Raw genomic sequence first — 19,091 nt, forward strand, 5'->3', positions numbered from 1 at the left:
GATGAATGCCTAATGAAGGAGATATTTTTAGGGAGGGAGATTGGTGGAGCTGCGCATTGACAAGCTGCTCGCCCATATGGGATATGGGACGAGGAAGGAAGTGAAAAAGCTGCTCAAGTCCGGGGCGGTGAAAGTGGACGGCGCGCCGGTCCGTGATGCGAAAACGAAAGTGCGGCCGGATGAGCAAATCGTGACCGTGTGGGGAGAAACGGTCGAGTACAAGCCGTTCATTTACTTGATGATGAATAAGCCTTCGGGGGTCGTTTCCGCGACGGAAGATGCCGTGGAAGAGACGGTCGTCGATTTGCTTGAAGAGGAAGACCGGGCATTTTCCCCGTTTCCGGTCGGCCGGCTTGACAAAGATACGGAAGGTCTGCTGCTCTTGACGAATGACGGCCAGCTCGCCCATCAGCTGTTGTCGCCGAAAAAACACGTGCCGAAAACGTATTTTGCCGTCGTGGACGGGGAAGTGACGGAAGCGGATGTCGCAGCGTTTCGGCGCGGCGTCGTCCTTGATGACGGCTATGAAACAAAGCCGGCCAAGCTCGTCGTGCTGAAATCCGGCCTTCGTTCCGATGTCGAGGTGACGATCACGGAAGGGAAGTTTCATCAAGTGAAGCGGATGTTTCAAGCGGTCGGCAAGCGGGTCGTCTATTTAAAACGAATGCAAATGGGGCCGCTCGCCCTTGACCCGGATTTGGCCGTCGGCGAGTATCGGGAATTGACGGACGAAGAGGTGGACATGTTGAAACAATACCGGCCAGAGATGAACGAAAAAAAAGGAACCTGATGCGGTTCCTTTTTTATGGAAAAATAGTGGATATTCATCTGTGGAAAAATGGTTCGCGTTCATCTCTCATCTTGCCTACCCTATTGGCACCGGGTTTACGAAGAGATGCGCACTTTTTTGTTTGTGGTCGTCCATTTGCCCTTGCTTGGGCTGCGAACGAGATCGTTGTACATAAGCACGTTTAAGTCGCGCTGGATCGTTCGTGGGGTGGTGCCGAACTCATCAACAAGCTCTTGGGTCGTAACCGTTCCTTTTTCGCTAATGTACATATACACGGATTTGATGCGGGTAAGCATCCGATGTGTTGAAGGTTTCAAAAGACCACTCCCTATCTTAGCATCATTCGCATGGCACAACCGACCGCTAGCAGATGAGAGATGTCTTTGTCTGTTTACTACCATTGTACACGAAATGAGAGGGAAAATGCTACCCGGTTGCTTCTATTCACGAAAAATTTCAACACTTTGTCATGAAACGGAAATCGATTTGCAACGAATGAAACATTTTGACTTCCTGTTTTTGATATGATACGTTGGCAACAAAGGGTGTTGAATAAGGAAAGGAAGAATGGCGTTGAACATCAACTGGATGAACGAAGCGAAGAAACGAAAAGACGATCTTGTCCGCGACGTGCAAGCGCTTGTCCGCATTCCGAGCGTCCGCGATGATCGGCAGGCGCAGCCGGGTGCGCCGTTTGGGCCCAAGGTAGCCGAGGCGCTTGAGCATATGCTTCGCCGCGGCGGGGAGGAAGGGTTTCGCGTCAAAAATGTGGACGGGTTTGCTGGGCACATCGAAATGGGGCAAGGGGAGAAATTGGTCGGCGTGCTCGGCCATATCGATGTCGTGCCGCCCGGGGACGGCTGGACGATGGATCCGTTTGCCGCTGAGGTGCGCGGCGGCCGCCTTTACGGGCGCGGCGCGATCGATGACAAAGGGCCGACCGTCGCGGCGTTTTACGCGATGAAAATCGTCCGTGATCTCGGGCTGCCGCTTGCCAAGCGGGTGCGGCTCATCATCGGGGGCGATGAGGAAAGCGATTGGCGGTGTGTGGAGCATTATTTCCGTCATGAAGAAATGCCGGAGGTCGGATTTGCACCGGATGCGGATTTCCCGATCATTCATGCGGAAAAAGGGATCATCGACGCCGATTTGGCGTACTGTCCCTCTGAATCAGAGAGGGCAGAGGGGCTGGCGCTTGCCTCGTTCGAATCCGGGCGTCGCTACAATATGGTGCCGGATGCAGCCGAAGCGGTGGTGGAAGGCGTTCGGGAGGCGGAAGATTGGCAGGAGCGATACGAATCGTTTTGCCGGGAGTGCGGCGTAAAGGGGAGTATGAGGCAAAGCGAAGAGGCCGTCGTCTTTCAATTGGAAGGAGTGTCCGCTCATGGCGCCGAGCCGGAGCGCGGCAAAAACGCTGGCGTCTATTTGGCGCAGTTTTTGGCTTCGCTTCCCCTCGATGGCCGAAGCCGGCCGTTCATTCAGTTCATCGCCTCCGCCTTTTTCGGCGATGCTCGCGGCCGGCGGCTTGGCCTTGCGTATCGGGACGAACAAAGCGGCGACTTGACGGTCAACGTCGGGGTGCTGTCGTATGACCGGCAGCATGGCGGAACGATTGGGCTGAACATCCGCTATCCGGTGACGGCCGACGGCGAGGCGATCCGCCGGACGCTCGCCGGCGCCGCGGCTGAACATGGATTCGCGCTGAGCCGGTTTAGTGATGCGAAGCCGCATTACATCGACCCGAACCACGAGCTTATCCGCACGCTTCAGCGCGTCTACGAAGAGCAGACGGGAGAGCCGGCCCGGCTTTTGGCCATCGGCGGCGGCACATACGCTCGCGCCTTGGCCGCCGGGGTGGCGTTTGGCGCGTTGTTTCCAGGCCGTCCCGATGTCGCCCACCAAAAAGATGAGTATATCGAAATCGATGATTTGGTGAAAGCCACTGCCATTTACGCGCAGGCCATTTACGAGCTGGCGAAATAGGCGGCTCGCCGCCCCGGCGAAACAAGAGAGAGGGGCGGATGTTGTGTTAACGAAAAAAAGGGGGGGCGGGATGGAAGCGACGTTCAAACGGGAGGCGACGGTGCGAAAACAGGTGTTTCCTCTCTTTTATTTTCTCATCTTTTTTGCGTTTGGCGCGTTGTTTCCGCTTTTGTCTGTCTATTTGCAGGAAGAGGCGCAGTTGCCGGGAGCGGCGATCGGTTGGATCATGTCGCTTGTTTCGATTGTGGCGATGGCTGCTCAGCCGCTGTGGGGCGCGGCCGCCGATTATACGCGCAAACCGGTCGAACTGTTGACGGTGGCGCTTGGGGTGGCAGCGCTGTTTGGGCTTCTTTATTCGCTGGCTGGAAGCTACCGGGTGTTCGTCGCCCTGACCGTGTTGTTGTCGGCGGTGCAAAGCGCGATCGTTCCGCTTTCCGACAGCCTCGCCCTTCGCCACGTGCACGAACAGGGAGGAAACTACGGGGCGATTCGGCTTTGGGGATCGATCGGGTTTGCCGCGGCCGTGTTGGTTGTCGGATGGCTGTCCGATCATGTCGCGTTTGCGGTCATTTTTTACGCCTTTTCGTTGGCGCTGTTGGCCGCGTTGGTTTTGGCCGCCCGCCTGCCTCGCTATCAGGCGGCGCCGGGGCGGTTGACATGGCTTGACGTCCGCGGGCTTCTTTCCGTTCGCCCGTTTTGCCTGCTGCTTGTGGCGTCCTTTTTGCTGTTTGGTCCGATTTATGCCAACAATTCTTATTTCGGGCTGTTGATTCACGAGCTTGGCGGCACGCTGACCGGCATCGGCTTCGCCTTTTGGCTGGCTGCCGGAAGCGAAGCGCCGTTTATGAAAACGGCCGACCGGCTCATCCGCCGGTTCGGCATGACGCGCCTGCTCGTGTTGGCTGCGCTCGTGTCGGCCGCCCGCTGGTGGTCGTATGTCGCTGATCCGCCGCTTTGGTTTGTCTATATCACAGCGATCGTTCAAGGATGTTCGGTCGGGCTGGCGATTCCAACCGCCTTGCAGTATGTGCGCCGTTTAGCGCCCGATGGGGTGCAGGCGACGGCCGTCTCTCTTTACGCGGCGACAAGCAGCGGGCTTGGTGCGTGGTTTTGCACGTTGGCGGGCGGATATTTGCTTGAGCGTTGGCAGATCGGCGCTGTCTACGTGTTTTTTGGCGTTTGCACTATTGCGGGCGCGTTGGTGCTCATTTGGTTGGGAAAAGTGGAGAAAACGACCGAATCGGCAGGTGAGAAAGGATGAAACGGAATCATTATTTCATCGCCGTTCCGTTGACAGCGGAAGTGAAGCAAGCCATCGCCCGTTTTTCGAACGAAGCGGCGCCGTCGCTTCCGTTTCGCACATGGGTGCATGAACAGGACTATCATATCACCCTCGCATTTTTAGGCGATGTGCCTCTAGAGAAAATGGCGCCGCTAGGCGAGGCCATGACTGCCGTGGCCGCCCGCTGCGCCCCGTTTTCCCTCGCGCTTGCCGGGCTGGGGACGTTCGGGGAGCGGACGTCGCCGCGCATTTTTTGGCAAGGAGTCGAAACGGAAGCACAGTTGCATGCCCTGCGGCGCGACGTGTATGAAGCGTGCATGAAGCTTGGATTTTCCTTGGACCGCCGGCCGTTTGCCCCGCATATCACGATCGCTCGCAAATGGCAAGGAACCGAACCGTTTCACCCGGATCGCCTCCGTTCGCTTGCCGCGGCCAAGGCGGTGTTTTCGGTGCGTGAGATGGTGCTGTATCGGACGAATATGGAACGGACGCCGAAGTACGAAGCGATCGCCGTGTTCCCGTTGCTTGGCGCGCCGATGAATGGCTGGAACTAACAGGTGAAACAATGGGTCAGCTCGTGAAACTCATGGATTGCATTTCCCGCTACGAAACCGATGTGTACTATTATGTGCCGGAATTCATTCGGCTGAAGCAGCGGCAATGGGAGCAGGCAAAAGCGCGGTGGCAAGCGGAACGGACGGCTGAGGCGAGCGGTTGGCTTGAAACGGGCGAGACGTGGGATGGTTGGCTTGACAAACCGTCATGGTGGGAGCGGCTGACGAAACGATGGCGCCGCCGTGCCGCGCTTACGGAAGAAGAGCCGTTTTCTTTTGCGCCGATGGCTCGTCCGGCGGCGACTCTAGAGGAATTGAAACAGCAGTTTTTGGATGAGTTGTTCGAGTTGCAGCTGAAATGGGCGAGCTCCACGATGATGTACGTTTCCTCCCTCGATGAGGCGGTGTATGGCGATGAGACGTTGAAATATTTTTTGCAGCGGTTTCCGGATACGCATTTATGCTTTTACCGGCCCGTGGCGATGGTCGGCAAGGCGCCGGTGGAGCTGGAGACGATGGTGTTGACGCCATCTGCGATCTGGTGCATTGCCTTTGTCGAAGGAAGGTCGGACAACATCGTCATGGCGTCAACTGGCCGGTTTTGGGTGGAACGGGCGGGAACGAGCGAAACGAGGCGGGTCAACCCAGTCGTGTCGCTGCGGCGGACGGAGCAGATCGTTTCAGACATTTTTCGCAACCATGCGGTTGATTGGCCGATCCATCTCGTGCTGTTAAACCGCTATGGCTACATTGACAGCGGCGGTCTTTTTCCGTTTGTCCGCTATATCGATAAGCGGAACTATGAAGAGTGGTTTTCCCGTCTGCGCCGCTCCGCTCTCCCACTTCGGCATGGGCAGCTGAAAGCGGCGGAGGCGCTGCTTCGCCATTGCGCCAGCTTTTACGACCGCCGGCAAGACGAGAATATGAGCGGCGAGGAAGGGCAACAATAGAAACATCTGTGCATCGATAGGGCGACCGGCCGATGAGTTGGCACCGCCCTTTTTCTTTTACGTATGATAGTATTGACGGGAGGCAAGAAAGGGGTGAACGAACATGCTTCACATCAGCCGAACGTTTGCCGCCTATTTGGACGAGATGGATCAAATCGTTGTGCTTGCGCCGAAATCGCTCGGCTTTGATGGGATGGCGCCGTTGACGCTTGTAGCGCCGAGCGGCGAGGAGATTCCGCTGTCCGTGCAGCACGTCGAGGATTGCGGGGAGACGGTGAAATATGTGTGCCGGTTTGCATCCGCGTTCGAGTTTGGAGCGACATACTGGGTGCGTTCTTGCCGCGGGGAGGAGACCGATGTTCAAATCGGCGCCGTTGTGCGCACTCCTGCATTTGATGATCGGTTTTTCTATGATGGGCCGTTAGGCGTGGAGTATTCCAAAGAACAGGCGGTATTTCGCGTATGGGCGCCGACTGCCACCGCGGTCAACGTCAAGCTTGTTCATCCGCATCTCGGCGAGATCCGCTGCGTGCCGCTTGAGCGCGGCGAGTGCGGCGTATGGTCAGCCGCCGTCCCCGGCGATTGGGAACGAGCGTGTTACACGTATATCGCCTGCATCAACCGCGTATGGCGCGAGGCGGTGGACCCGTATGCAACTGCTGTGTCGATCAATGGCGAGTTCGGCGTCGTGATCGACTGGGAGAAAACGAAGCTGACGCCGCCCTCTTCGCCGCTTCCGCCGCTCTGTTCGCCGACGGATGCCATCCTTTATGAACTGAGCATCCGCGACTTTACAAGCCATCCGGACAGCGGCGCCGTCCATAAAGGGAAGTATCTCGGGTTGGCTGAAACGAACACAAGCGGGCCAAACGGGACGGCCACTGGGCTTTCGTATGTCAAAGAGCTGGGCGTCACCCATGTGCAGCTCATGCCGTTTATGGACTTTGCAGGCGTTGATGAGCGCGACCCACAAGCAGCATACAACTGGGGATACAATCCCCTTCATCTATATGCGCCGGAAGGGAGTTATGCGACCGATCCAGCGGATCCATACGCACGCATTGTAGAATTGAAGCAGGCGATCCACACGCTGCACGAAAATGGATTGCGCGTCGTGATGGATGCGGTCTACAACCATGTCTACGATCGGGAGCAATCGCCGCTTGAGAAGCTCGTTCCCGGCTATTACTTCCGCTACGACGCCTATGGCCAACCGGCCAACGGCACAGGCGTCGGCAACGACATCGCTTCGGAGCGGCGGATGGCGCGCCGTTGGATCGTCGATTCGGTTGTGTTTTGGGCGAAAGAATACGGCCTTGATGGGTTCCGCTTTGATTTGATGGGCGTGCACGATATCGAGACGATGAAGGCGGTGCGCGATGCCCTCGACACCATCGATCCATCGATCCTTGTGTATGGGGAAGGGTGGGACTTGCCGACACCCCTTCCGCCGGAACAAAAGGCGACGATGGCCAACGCCAATCAGTTGCCGCGCTTCGCGTATTTTAATGACCGGTTTCGCGATGCGGTGAAAGGGAGCACCTTTCATTTGCCGGATCGGGGATTCGCCCTCGGCAACCCAGGCGGGCGAGAACAGGTGAAGCTCGCCATTGCCGGGAGCTTGCGAGCGCTCGGCGGGCTGTTTTGCCACCCGCGTCAGTCGATCAATTACGTCGAATGCCATGACAACCATACGTTTTGGGATAAGATGGAGGCGGCCAACCATGATGAGCCGGAATGGCTCCGGCGGAAGCGGCAAAAGCTGGCGACGGCGATCGTTCTGTTGGCGCAAGGCATTCCGTTTTTGCACAGCGGCCAAGAGTTTTATCGGACGAAAGGCGGCGATGGGAACAGCTACCGATCGCCGGATGCGGTCAATCAGCTGGATTGGGGGCGGAAAAGCCGCTATGAAGACGACGTCCGCTACGTTCAAGGATTGATCGCTCTTCGCCGCGCGCATGGCGCGTTCCGCCTCGCCACGGAAGCGGAAGTGCTGCGCCATTTGACGTTTCTTGAGCCGCTGCCGCCCTCGGTCATCGCCTACCGATTGCATGATGTCGCCGTCTATGGGCCATGGGATGAGATCATCGTCATTCATCATAACGAAGAAAAAAAAGAGGCCATCCACCTTCCAGACGAACGGGAATGGGACATCGTATGCGACGGACAGCGGAGCGGAGCGGCGCCGTTTCGCCGAGTGCGTGGCAGGCTTGAGCTTGACGGCATTGGCACATGGGTGCTCGTCAAAACGGACGCTTGATGCGGCGAATGAGGCCCCGGCGGCAGACAGTCCATCTCTTCTTTTTTGGCCTTGGCGGGCCAGGGCTGGAAGCTTTAACATCTTTCCGAAAGAAGTCTCCCACTTCTAAACGAAGTGAAAGTGGGAGATGAATGTCGGTTGGCGTTAGCCAACGAGTATGATAGAATATGGCTAGAACGGACACCTTCGGAACGAAGGGAAGCGTAAAGGGTTCTTGTGTGTGGCTTACCGTTCGGCGAACACACACAAGTCGCTTGAAGCCCCCACCTCTAAGCGAAGCGTAGGTGGTGGGTAGTTCACGCAGCTTGTTTGGCAAGAAAAATGTTTGCATGCCGGAGCGATATTTCAGTATAATACAAGTAAAACGGACGGAGGAAGGACGCGGCCTGGCCGTCCTTTTTATTTGGCGCGAGAAGAACGGAGACGTTTCTATTTTTAAGTCGCAGGTGAACACGCTTGGAACAGTTACTAGGTAAGGAGTGGGAGATCACTCCCGCTGGCGGCGCTACAGGGGATGCGTATTTTGCGGAATATGAAGGAAAGAAATTGTTTTTAAAGCGGAATTCTTCTCCGTTTCTTGCTGTGCTGTCGGCCGAGGGCATCGTCCCGAAGCTTGTATGGACGAAGCGGCTCGAAAACGGCGATGTATTTACGGCCCAGCAATGGCTGAACGGCCGGGAGCTGAAGCCGTGGGAGATGGGAAGCGAGCAAGTGGCGGCGCTGCTCAGGAAAATCCATCGTTCCAAAGAGCTGGTGACGATGCTGAAGCGGCTTGGCAAATCTCCGCTGCGCGCGAAGAAGATGCTCGCTCTCCTAGCCGAGCAGCAGCGGCGTCATCCAGTCGGCGTTTTGGCCGTTGGCCAGGCGCTCGACTGGCTGGAGCAGCATGTGTCGTCATTGCCAGATGGCGAATATGTTGTCTGCCACTGTGACATCAACCATAACAATTGGCTGCTGGCCGATGATGGCACGTTGTACTTGATCGACTGGGACGGAGCGATGATCGCTGATCCGGCGATCGACATCGGCATGCTGCTTCATCTGTACATTCCGCGCGCCGAATGGAAGGCGTGGCTCGACCAGTATGGATGGGCATGGAGCGAAGAGCTTGCCCTCCGCCTGAAGTGGTATACGATCGCTCATACGCTGCACTCGCTGTTTTGGCCGAAAGGGAAGGACGGCCAAAAAGAAAAGGAGCAGTCGCTTCGGTTATTGGAACGGGTCATCACCGAGCATTGACAGCGGCCTGCCCCGCTTCTGTCGAAAGGGGCGAAACGCCGGCGGTCCCGGGTGTTTGGATCATCATCTTTGGCCGGGAAGACGCGGGGCAAGGGGAGAAGGTCATTCCAGCTCATTCACCCAATCGGCGAGCTGGCTTTGGTGAGCGGAAATATGAGCGCTTAAGTCGGCGCTGTATTTCCCGCCTTGGCCGTAAGCGTAGATATGAGGGAGAATTTGCTTGACTCGGCTGTCCACATCATCGTTGGCGAGCAGCGATTGGACAAGCCGTTCAATTTGTTCGCATTCGGACACCGTCCCGCAGCAATCGAGCTGATGTTCGGATAAAATGTCGCGCAGCACGGTCAGTTGATGGCTGTAGTCGAGCGGCATGCTGGCCACCATCCTTTCGCAAAGGTGTACGGTTTTATCATGCCCGGATTGAGCCGGGTTTATCATCCCAAACAGAGAAGACCCCCACGAGTGTGAGCGTAAGCGGGAGAGTGTTCAAGTCCGGGCGTTTTTCCGTTTTTGCTTCTTCGTTGCAAGTATATATTCATCATCCTTGACGGAAAAGCAGTTTATCCATATTTCGACCGACGGAGGCAAGCTGCAGGCTTCCCCGTCACGCCAAGGCGTGGTGGAAGGCCGAACAGCCGCCTGCTTCACAAACCTATATATGGGGTCTTTAAGCGGCGTTGTTCGGTCGCCCGACAGTCAATCCAATACTCCGTAAAAGCGGCAAGTGGTAAAGCTTTCAATAGAGGATCGTCAAACCAACAAACGAAAACGAGGCTGAGGTGTCGATATGCGTTTGCGCAACAAACCGTGGGCGAAAGACAAAATCGCCGCGTATCCGCAATATGTCATCCCCGATCCCGAAACAAAGCGCGGGCGATGGCGAGAGCTGTTCGGCCGAGACCGGCCGCTCCATGTCGAGATCGGGACGGGGAAAGGGAAATTTATCACCGAAATGGGGCGTCTCCATCCGGATGTGAATTTTATCGGCATCGAGCTGTACCCGAGCGTGTTGGTGTCCGCGCTTGACAAACTGATCGAAAGCGGGCTCTCAAACGTCAAGCTGTTGAACGCCAACGCGAAAGATCTGACCGCGTTTTTTGCCGATGGAGAAGTGTCGCGCCTTTATTTGAACTTTTCCGACCCATGGCCGAAAAAACGGCACGAAAAGCGGCGGCTGACGCATCGGGGCTTTTTGGCGCTCTATGACCGCATTTTGGCGGAAGACGGGGACATCCATTTGAAAACAGACAATCAATCGTTTTTCGAATACTCGCTTGTCAGTTTGTCGCAATATGGGTTTGTGCTCGCATCGGTCCAGCTCGACTTGCATCAAAGCGGCATTGCGGACAATGTCATGACGGAGTATGAAGAAAAATTTTCCGCCAAAGGAAACCGCATTTACCGCTGCGAGGCGGTGCGTCCGTTGCGGCAGTCGTCATAGGCCCGAACCGATTGGTCGGGTCTTTTTCTATTTCCGATTGATGGAGAAAATGGTACACTAGTGGAGGGGGGAGAGAGGAAATGGAACAGTTGCGAATTGGACAAGTCACCTTGACATGGCTTCGGGGCGGCGTCACTCATCTGGATGGCGGAGCGATGTTTGGCGTTGTGCCGAAGCCGCTTTGGTCGAAAAAATATCCGCCGAATGACCACAATCAAATTGAGCTGCGCACCGATCCGATTTTGATCGAGGCAGGCGGCACAAGGCTGCTCCTTGAATCGGGAATCGGCAACGGCAAGCTGACCGACAAGCAAAAGCGCAACTTCGGCGTCACGGAAGAATCGGCGCTCGATGAATCGCTCGCCGAGCTCGGGCTGACGCGGCGCGACATCGACATCGTCCTTATGACCCATTTGCATTTTGACCATGCGTGCGGATTGACCGTTTGGGAAGACGGACGGCTTGTGCCGGCGTTTCCGCGCGCAAAGGTCATCGTGTCGGATGTCGAGTGGGAGGAAATGCGAAACCCGAACATCCGATCACGCAATACGTATTGGAAAGAAAATTGGGAGCCCATTGCGGATCAAGTCGTTCCATTTGCAAAGGAAACGGAAGTCGTTTCGGGCATCCGCCTTATCCATACCGGCGGGCATAGCGCCGGGCATGCGATCGTGATCATCGAATCAGATGGGGAGATGGCCATTCACCTTGGCGATTTGCTTGGCACGCACGCTCATCAAAACGTCCTCTGGGTGATGGCGTACGACGATTATCCGATGGATTCGATTTTTGCCAAACAGCGCTGGCTTCCGTACGGCATGGAACGAAACGCGTGGTTTACGTTTTATCACGACGCCTATTACCGGGCAGTCCAATGGCGGACCGATGGAACGGTGGAAGCTGCCGTGAAGCGGGAGCGGCCGCTATGACAGCGGCCTAGCGTCCACGATGGCTCCCGTGTAGGCGTTGACGAAAAATTCGTCATCCTCATCGCCGCGGCAGACACCGCCGCGGTATACGGTGTACGTCCATCCGTCCTTTTCATACCGCTGTGGGGCGGATTGAATCCAAAAACCGCGGATGCCCCCTTGGCCACCAAGCGCGCGTTTGGCCATGGCCAGCGCTTGTTCCGGAGCAAGGAGCGCTGGTTTGGAAGCGGAGCGGATGGCATAGACGACGGCCGCACCGACGGCGGCCGCGGCGAGCCACTGTTTCCAAGCCATGTTTCGTTCCTCCTTCTCGCTTTGATACGGTTTAGTATAGCCGATTTTGGCGGAACATGTAAGAAGGTCGGAAAGGAAACAGAATGGTGAAATCGAACACAGAAAGGAAGACGCGTAATGAATGAGGACACGCTGCAATTGTTCCAAACGTTGACCGAGCTCCCAGGTGCACCGGGTTATGAACATCCGGTGCGGCAGTTTATGCGCCAAGAGCTCGCGAAATACGCCGATGACATTGTGCAAGACCGCCTCGGCAGCCTTTTCGGCGTCAAGCGCGGCGAGGAGGCGGGCCCGACGGTGATGGTCGCCGGCCATATGGATGAAGTCGCATTTATGGTGACGGCGATCACCGACAATGGGATGATTCGGTTTCAGCCGCTCGGCGGCTGGTGGGATCAAGTGCTCCTTGCCCAGCGCGTGCAAATCATGACGAACGAAGGGCCGATCATCGGCGTGATTGGATCGATCCCGCTGCATTTGCTTGATGAGGAACAGCGCAAAAAACCGATGGAGATCAAAAACATGTTGATTGACATCGGAGCGGAAAGCCGCGAAGATGCTGAACGGGTCGGCATTCGCCCCGGCCAGCCGATCGTGCCGGTCAGCCCGTTCACGGTGTTGGCCAACGGAAAAACGGTCATGGCAAAAGCGTGGGACAACCGGTTTGGCTGCGGGTTGGCGATCGAGTTGTTAAAAGAGCTGAACGGCGAAACGGTGCCGAACGTCTTGTACGCTGGGGCGACCGTGCAGGAAGAAGTTGGGCTGCGGGGGGCGCAGACGGCGGCGGCGATGATCAACCCCGATATCTTTTTTGCCTTGGAAGCCAGCCCAGCGAATGACATGTCCGGCGACAAGCAGGCGTTCGGCCATATCGGCAAAGGGGCGCTCATCCGCTTGTACGACCGGACGATGGTTACGCACCGCGGCATGCGCGAATTTGTGCTTGATACGGCGGAAACGATTGGCGTTCCGTACCAGTTTTTCATTTCCCCAGGCGGCGGAACCGACGCCGGGCGGGTGCATATCGCCAACCGCGGTGTTCCGTCGGCGGTGATCGGCATTTGCGCCCGCTACATTCATACGCATGCGTCGATCATTCATATCGATGATTACGCGGCGGCGAAACAATTGATCGTGGAGCTCGTCAAACGGTGCGACCGGACGACGGTCGAGACGATTCGCCAAAACAGCTGAGGAGAAGCGAACGCTTCTCCTTTTCCATGACAGGGAGGGCACTGGATGAAAATTGTTGCGGTCGGAACGAACAACGAAGCGAAAATCGCCGCTGTTCGGGCGGTGCTTTCGGAAACGGAATACCGCATTGTATCGCTTGAGGTGCCATCAGGCGTTTCCGCGCAGCCGCTGTCTGATGAGGAGACGCGGCTGGGCGCCATCGGGCGCGCCAAACGGGTGCTCGAAGCGGCCAAGGCGGACATCGGCATCGGATTGGAAGGCGGCGTGACGAAGATCGATGGGCAATGGTGGCTGTGCAACTGGGGAGCGCTCGCTGACCGAAACGGCGTGGTGGTGGCCGCCGCCGGCGCCCGTCTCGCCCTCCCGCCGGACATCGAGGCCGGCATCGAGGCGGGGCGCGAGCTTGGCGATGTGATGGAAGCGTACACCGGCCGGAGGAACGTTCGGCGGAAAGAAGGCGCGGTCGGTGTGCTGACGAACGGGCGCGTTGGCCGATCAGCGATGTTTTCCCATATCGTCGAGCTTTTGGCCGGCCAATATGAATGGCTTTGTCAAAACGGGCCGTTCCATGTATGATAAATAACGAACGGTCATGCCGATGATGGCGGCCGGCTGAATGAGCGGGCCGCGTTCCGCCAAGGAGCTGGATCGAGCGGCCGGCAAAGCGCGCGGCGGCAAACGGGGGAAACGCTGCGCGGGCATGGCCAGGATGGTCAAAGCCGGATGCGCCCTTTTCCAAGCCTCTTCAGAAAGAGACGGAAAAGCGCGGTCGCCGGCAACATGAAGGAGGAACAAGAATGAACAGCCGGCAAATGTATGAGAAGATGAAAGAGCGCCTCGCCGCCCACCCGCACTGGACGTTTCGCTTTGACCCGAAGCAGGATGCGATGCGTGTGGAAGACCGCCGCACGAAAAAAGGGGTGACGATCTCGCTTCCTGGCGTGATCGCCAAATGGCACGAACAAAAAGACGAGGCGGTGCGCGAAGTCGTTTATTATGTGGAGCAAACATTGAAAACGATGGAGGGAGACGCGGGGCTTTCTAGTCATGAACGAAACATTTATCCCGTCATTCGCTCGGCGTCGTTTCCGGCAGAGACGAAAGAAGGCGTTCCGCTGCTGTTCGACGATCATACAGCCGAAACGCGCATTTACTATGCGCTTGATCTCGGCAAAACGTATCGCTTGATTGATGAGCGCATGCTGGAGAAAGACAACTGGAGCCGCGAGCGGGTAAAGGAGATCGCCCGTTTCAACGTTCGGTCGCTGCCGACGCCGGTGAAAGAGGACCGGGTGGCGGACAACGTGTTTTATTTTGTGAACACCAATGACGGGTATGATGCGAGCCGCATTTTAAACGAATCGTTTTTGGCCGGCATGCGGGCGCGCGTGGCAGGAACGATGGCTGTTGCGGTTCCGCATCAAGATGTGCTCATCATCGCTGATGTACGCAACGACATCGGTTATGACGTGCTCGCGCAAATGACAATGAGCTTTTTTGCCGGCGGCCGCGTGCCGATCACGGCGCTGTCGTTTTTATACGAAAATGGGAAACTTGAACCAATTTTCATTTTAGGAAAAAAACGGAGAACGTAACCGCAAGGGGGAATGAAGCGATGAACGTGTTTTACAACCGAGAAGGGGTCGGCGACGTGCTGCTTGTGTCGCTGAAACCGGCGGCGGATGAGGAACGGACGTTTGTCAGACAAGGTGACGTCGTCCGCATCATGTCCGAACGGACGGGCGAGACGGTCGGCTATAACATTTTTTCCGCATCTTCATACTATCCGTTTTCCGGCAACGGTCCGCTGGAAGTGAATGAGGAGCTCGTCGGCGTCATCAACGACATCTTGGCGAAAAACGGGTTTGACGAACCGATCGAAGCTGACTTGTCGCCGAAGTTTGTCGTCGGATATGTGAAAGAGAAAACGAAGCATCCGAACGCCGATCAATTGAGCGTCTGCCAAGTCGATGTCGGCGGTGAGGTGCTGCAAATCGTCTGCGGAGCGCCGAACGTCGCCAAAGGGCAAAAAGTCGTCGTCGCCAAAATCGGCGCGGTCATGCCCAACGGCCTCGTCATTCAAGAAAGCGAGCTGCGCGGCGTCCGGTCATCCGGCATGATTTGTTCGGCCCGCGAGCTTGGGCTGCCAAACGCCCCGCAGGAGAAAGGCATTTTGGTGCTGTCCGATGAGTATGAGGTCGGCCAGCCGTTCGTGTTTTGACGTTCCGACGGGCGGTGCAGACGGATTCCGACTGTTGTTTCGCCACTGGAACGACGCCAGTGGCATTTTTTCCGACAATGAAGGCAAAGAAAGAGTGACGTGATGGATGAAATTTTGGAAACGATGGCTTCGTTTTCTCACGAGCGACGAGGAAGAGGAAGGGAACGAGCAGCGAGCGAATTCCCCTTGGTCGGCCGGCACGCCCGAGCGCGGCGCGGTGAATGTCATTTCCCCATATCCACAAGGCCGCTTTCGCTTTCCGTTGATTCCGGATGACCAGCCGGGTGAAAATCGGGAAAGGCCGAGGCGGGCGAAAAGCGAGGCATCCCGGCCGTTGCCGAGTCGGCGCCCGTCGGCTGGCGTTTCAAGGGAAATAGAGGAAAAACGACCGTTCCGCCCGTCCGATGTGCCATCCCCGGTTTTTGGATATGATCGGAATCGGGGGAAACAGCCGCAACGAGCGGATGAAATGGAGTCGGCCGGTGCGGGGGACATAGAGAATTGGAGCGATGAGGCGGTTCGGGAAGAGGCCCTCCGCGGCGAAGCGGCGCGGCGAGACGCGCGAGAGGGCACAGAAAGCCGGGCGGCTGAACGGCCAAAAGAAGAGGCGCCTTTGGTCAAGCAGGAAGAGGAATGGAACGAAGACGCGAGCAAAGCGATGCCCGCGGCGGTTATGGAAACAGAAGGAGACGATGAGCTCGCGCCGGCGGCAGGGCAGGAAGAACGTGATGCCGAGGAGGATGAAACCAAAAGGCAGGAGCTGGACGAACGAGGCGGCGAGCACGGGCCGCACGAGCCGGCCGACGGCTTGGAGAGCGAAGGGCGGGAAGCGCCATCACAGATGGGGAATGGAGACGGAGGGAGCGCTTCTTCGACAGAACAGCGGGAGACGACCCAAGATCGCGAAATCCGTCACTCGGCGGCGCCTGTTCGCCGAGAGGAGGCCTCCCGCCCTGAACGAACGCGCATTCCGTATAATGTGATGATGTTCAAGCAAGATTGGCGCAAACTCGAAGAAAAGGCAGCGAATCGATCGAACGGCAACGCGCTGCCGCCCTTGGTGCTTCTCGAGCCGCCGGAAAAAGCGGCCGAACGCGACGAGCAGTGGCTTCGCGAGCAATGCCGGCGGTTGGACGAGACGTTTGCGAGTTTTCAAATCGGCGCGCACGTCGTTGATGTGACGCAAGGGCCGACAGTGACGCGGTTTGAAGTGCAGCCGGATTTAGGAGTGAAAGTGAGCAAGATTACGAGTTTAATCGATGATATCAAGCTCAGTCTAGCGGCGAAAGATATTCGCATCGAGGCGCCGATCCCAGGAAAGCGGACGATCGGCATTGAAGTGCCAAACCCGACGAGCCGTCCGGTGCGCATTCGGGAAATTTTAGAAAGCGAAGCGTTCCGCAAAAGCCCATCGCCGCTTACCGTGGCGCTTGGCCTTGACATCAGCGGTGCGCCGGTTGTGACCGACATCCGAAAGATGCCGCATGGGCTCATTGCTGGAGCGACCGGATCGGGAAAAAGCGTCTGCATGAACGCCATGCTTATCAGCATGTTGTATAAAGCAGCGCCGCACGAAGTGAAATGGCTGCTCATCGACCCGAAAATGGTCGAACTGGCGCCGTACAATGGGCTGCCGCATTTGCTCAGCCCGGTGATCACCGAGGCGAAGGCGGCGGCGGGGGCGCTCAAGTGGGCGGTTGGCGAAATGGAACGGCGGTATGAACAGTTTGTCCACGCCGGCGTGCGCGATATTGAAAAGTATAACGCTCATCTTCGCGAAAGCGGCAGCAGCGAGCCGCCGCTGCCGTACATCGTCATCGTCATTGATGAACTGGCGGACCTGATGATGGCCGCTCCAGCCGATGTCGAAGAATCGATTTGCCGGCTGGCACAAAAGGCGCGGGCATGCGGCATCCATCTGCTGATCGCCACGCAGCGTCCGTCGGTCGATGTCCTCACGGGATTGATCAAGGCGAACATTCCGACCCGCATCGCGTTTTCCGTCTCCTCGCAAGTCGATTCGCGCACCATTTTGGATGTAAATGGGGCGGAGCGGCTGCTTGGGCGCGGCGATATGCTGTTTTTGGAAAATGGTTCGGCCAAGCCGGTGCGGTTGCAAGGCTGCTTTATTTCCGATGAAGAAATCGAGCGGGTGGCAGCGCACGTGAAAGAGAAGCAGGGTCCATCCTATCTGTTTGATCCAGACGATTTTCGGCAAACGGCGTCGATGGGCGGCGAGGATGACGAACTGTTCGAGGAGGCGTGCCGGTTTGTCATCGCCCAAGGAGGAGCGTCGACATCGAGCCTGCAGCGTCATTTTCGCATCGGCTACAACCGCGCCGCCCGGCTGATCGAGATGATGGAGCAGCAAGGGTTGATTTCGGAGGCGCGCGGCAGCAAACCGCGCGATGTGCTGATGAGCGAGGACGAGTGGGAGCGCTGGCGCGAGCAGAACAGCTGAAGGCGGACGGCCTCCTTTGGGCGGGCGGTAGTGTTTTGCCTCCTTGCATGCTATAATGAGGAAATGAAATGGATGGTGCCCCGCGATGAGAGAAATGGCAAAACGAGATGGATATCATATACTGTCTTACAGAGAAGACGATGGTTGGAGGGCTTAACGATGACAGTTTACCATTTTGTAGGCATTAAAGGCACGGGGATGAGCGCGCTCGCGCAAGTGCTTCATGACCTTGGCTATACGGTGCAAGGGTCGGATGTAGAGAAATGGTTTTTCACGCAAAAGGCGCTTGAAGAGCGAGGAATCCCGGTGCTGCCTTTTTCGAAAGACAATATTCGCCCAGGTTATACGGTCATCGCCGGCAACGCATTTCCGGATACGCATGAGGAAATCGAGGCAGCCCGTCAGCTTGGCGTGCCTGTCATTCGTTACCATCGCTTTTTAGGCCAGCTGGCAGGCAAGTTTACGAGCATCGCGGTGACCGGTTCGCATGGAAAGACGACGACGACGGGGCTGCTTGCCCATGTGATGCAAGGAGCCCATCCAACGTCCTATTTGATCGGAGACGGCACGGGAAAAGGAGAGCCAGGAAGCCAATACTTTGTGTTTGAAGCGTGCGAATACCGCCGTCACTTCCTTTCCTACTTTCCAGATTATGCGATCATGACAAATATTGACTTTGATCACCCGGATTATTTTGCCAATGTCGATGATGTGTTTTCCGCTTTCCAGCAAATGGCGAATCAAGTGAAAAAAGCGATCGTCGCCTGCGGGGATGATCCGTATTTGCCGAACATTCAGGCGAAAGTGCCGATTTTGTTTTATGGATTCGGCGAAGAAAACGATTTTCAGGCGCGCAATATCGTCAAGACGACGGAAGGGATGGCGTTTGATGTGTTCGTGCGCAACACCTTTTTCGCTTCGTTTGCCATTCCGCGCTTCGGCGATCATAACGTATTGAATGCTCTCGCCGTCATCGCCCTCTGCCACTACGAAGGGGTGGATGCGGGCACGATCGCCAAGCGGCTGCAAACGTTTGAAGGCGTGAAGCGCCGCTTCAGTGAAAAAACGGTCGGGCGCCAAGTGCTGATCGATGATTACGCGCATCATCCACGCGAAATTACGGCGACATTGGAGGCGGCAAGGCAAAAATATCCGGGGCGCGAAGTGGTGGCGATTTTTCAGCCGCATACGTATACACGGACGCAGACGTTTTTGCGCGAGTTTGCTGAAAGTTTGCGCCAGGCGGACCACGTCTATTTGTGCGACATTTTCGGCTCGGCGCGCGAACATGAGGGCAAATTGTCGATCTGTGATTTGCAGGCGCAAATCCCGCGTTCCCAGCTGCTTGAGGAGCAAAACGTAGCCGTGTTGAAGCAGCATCAAGACGCGGTGTTGGTGTTCATGGGCGCTGGCGACATTCAAAAGTTTCAGCACGCTTACGAACGGGCCGTTCTTTCCGCTTGACGCGGATCAGAAAGGCGGGCCATAGAGAT

At 56.8% G+C, this 19,091-nt stretch carries 18 protein-coding genes; 15 read left to right on the plus strand and 3 right to left on the minus strand.

Annotated elements, in window-relative coordinates; all coding sequences use genetic code 11:
• The first annotated feature begins 43 nt into the window (after positions 1 to 43).
• The gene (locus tag B9L19_RS04010) at positions 44 to 790 is read left to right on the plus strand and encodes a pseudouridine synthase (RefSeq protein WP_025949557.1); all 747 of its coding nucleotides are present in this window, start codon (positions 44 to 46) and stop codon (positions 788 to 790) included.
• A gap of 95 nt (positions 791 to 885) precedes the next feature.
• Here the strand turns inward: B9L19_RS04010 and B9L19_RS04015 are convergent, their stop codons facing one another.
• On the minus strand, positions 886 to 1,107 hold the full coding sequence (locus B9L19_RS04015) for a DeoR family transcriptional regulator (protein WP_008880936.1): 222 nt from the start codon (positions 1,105 to 1,107) through the stop codon (positions 886 to 888).
• Positions 1,108 to 1,357: 250 nt separating this feature from the next.
• On the opposite strand from B9L19_RS04015, the gene pepV reads away from it, so the two are divergent.
• From pepV to B9L19_RS04050, 6 genes are all read left to right on the plus strand, one after another.
• Entirely contained in the window at positions 1,358 to 2,773 is a 1,416-nt protein-coding gene (gene pepV / locus B9L19_RS04020) for a dipeptidase PepV (protein ID WP_082131169.1), read from the plus strand.
• Between the two features lie 70 nt (positions 2,774 to 2,843).
• Positions 2,844 to 4,034, plus strand: a complete 1,191-nt coding sequence (locus tag B9L19_RS04025) for an MFS transporter (protein ID WP_025949555.1) — start codon at positions 2,844 to 2,846, stop codon at positions 4,032 to 4,034.
• Positions 4,031 to 4,609 (plus strand): RNA 2',3'-cyclic phosphodiesterase, encoded by a 579-nt coding sequence (gene thpR, locus B9L19_RS04030; RefSeq protein WP_025949554.1) that lies wholly within the window; start codon positions 4,031 to 4,033, stop codon positions 4,607 to 4,609. The genes B9L19_RS04025 and thpR overlap by 4 nt, the downstream gene beginning before the upstream one ends.
• A gap of 11 nt (positions 4,610 to 4,620) precedes the next feature.
• Complete coding sequence (locus B9L19_RS04035; RefSeq protein WP_047752639.1) at positions 4,621 to 5,559, plus strand: hypothetical protein; 939 nt, start codon at positions 4,621 to 4,623, stop codon at positions 5,557 to 5,559.
• Between the two features lie 103 nt (positions 5,560 to 5,662).
• Entirely contained in the window at positions 5,663 to 7,819 is a 2,157-nt protein-coding gene (gene pulA, locus B9L19_RS04040) for a type I pullulanase (RefSeq protein WP_025949552.1), read from the plus strand.
• A gap of 456 nt (positions 7,820 to 8,275) precedes the next feature.
• Positions 8,276 to 9,058, plus strand: coding sequence for a phosphotransferase family protein (locus B9L19_RS04050; protein WP_025949551.1), 783 nt, complete (start codon positions 8,276 to 8,278; stop codon positions 9,056 to 9,058).
• A gap of 102 nt (positions 9,059 to 9,160) precedes the next feature.
• Here the strand turns inward: B9L19_RS04050 and B9L19_RS04055 are convergent, their stop codons facing one another.
• Positions 9,161 to 9,430 (minus strand): YtzH-like family protein, encoded by a 270-nt coding sequence (locus B9L19_RS04055; RefSeq protein WP_025949550.1) that lies wholly within the window; start codon positions 9,428 to 9,430, stop codon positions 9,161 to 9,163.
• 415 nt (positions 9,431 to 9,845) lie between these two features.
• On the opposite strand from B9L19_RS04055, the gene trmB reads away from it, so the two are divergent.
• Complete coding sequence (trmB, locus tag B9L19_RS04060; protein WP_025949549.1) at positions 9,846 to 10,499, plus strand: tRNA (guanosine(46)-N7)-methyltransferase TrmB; 654 nt, start codon at positions 9,846 to 9,848, stop codon at positions 10,497 to 10,499.
• Between the two features lie 80 nt (positions 10,500 to 10,579).
• Entirely contained in the window at positions 10,580 to 11,428 is an 849-nt protein-coding gene (locus B9L19_RS04065) for a YtnP family quorum-quenching lactonase (RefSeq protein WP_025949548.1), read from the plus strand.
• Here the strand turns inward: B9L19_RS04065 and B9L19_RS04070 are convergent.
• Positions 11,423 to 11,722 carry a PepSY domain-containing protein gene (locus B9L19_RS04070; RefSeq protein WP_025949547.1) on the minus strand — a complete coding sequence of 100 codons (300 nt, stop codon included), beginning with the start codon at positions 11,720 to 11,722 and terminating at the stop codon, positions 11,423 to 11,425. The genes B9L19_RS04065 and B9L19_RS04070 overlap by 6 nt on opposite strands.
• 117 nt (positions 11,723 to 11,839) lie before the next feature.
• Between B9L19_RS04070 and B9L19_RS04075 the strand changes: the two genes are divergently transcribed.
• The 6 genes from B9L19_RS04075 to murC all read left to right on the plus strand — a co-directional run bounded on the left by B9L19_RS04075 (position 11,840) and on the right by murC (position 19,062).
• Entirely contained in the window at positions 11,840 to 12,916 is a 1,077-nt protein-coding gene (locus B9L19_RS04075) for a M42 family metallopeptidase (protein ID WP_047752640.1), read from the plus strand.
• 45 nt (positions 12,917 to 12,961) lie between these two features.
• The gene (locus B9L19_RS04080; RefSeq protein ID WP_025949545.1) at positions 12,962 to 13,492 is read left to right on the plus strand and encodes a DUF84 family protein; all 531 of its coding nucleotides are present in this window, start codon (positions 12,962 to 12,964) and stop codon (positions 13,490 to 13,492) included.
• A gap of 221 nt (positions 13,493 to 13,713) precedes the next feature.
• Entirely contained in the window at positions 13,714 to 14,511 is a 798-nt protein-coding gene (locus tag B9L19_RS04085) for a DUF1444 domain-containing protein (RefSeq protein ID WP_047752641.1), read from the plus strand.
• Between the two features lie 20 nt (positions 14,512 to 14,531).
• The gene (gene ytpR, locus B9L19_RS04090) at positions 14,532 to 15,137 is read left to right on the plus strand and encodes a YtpR family tRNA-binding protein (protein WP_025949544.1); all 606 of its coding nucleotides are present in this window, start codon (positions 14,532 to 14,534) and stop codon (positions 15,135 to 15,137) included.
• Positions 15,138 to 15,243: 106 nt separating this feature from the next.
• Positions 15,244 to 17,598 (plus strand): DNA translocase FtsK, encoded by a 2,355-nt coding sequence (locus B9L19_RS04095; RefSeq protein WP_025949543.1) that lies wholly within the window; start codon positions 15,244 to 15,246, stop codon positions 17,596 to 17,598.
• A 159-nt stretch (positions 17,599 to 17,757) separates the two neighbouring features.
• On the plus strand, positions 17,758 to 19,062 hold the full coding sequence (gene murC / locus B9L19_RS04100) for a UDP-N-acetylmuramate--L-alanine ligase (protein ID WP_025949542.1): 1,305 nt from the start codon (positions 17,758 to 17,760) through the stop codon (positions 19,060 to 19,062).
• Positions 19,063 to 19,091 lie beyond the last annotated feature (29 nt).

The organism is Geobacillus thermocatenulatus, from assembly GCF_002217655.1.
In the GTDB taxonomy this organism is placed as follows: Bacteria; Bacillota; Bacilli; order Bacillales; family Anoxybacillaceae; genus Geobacillus; species Geobacillus thermocatenulatus.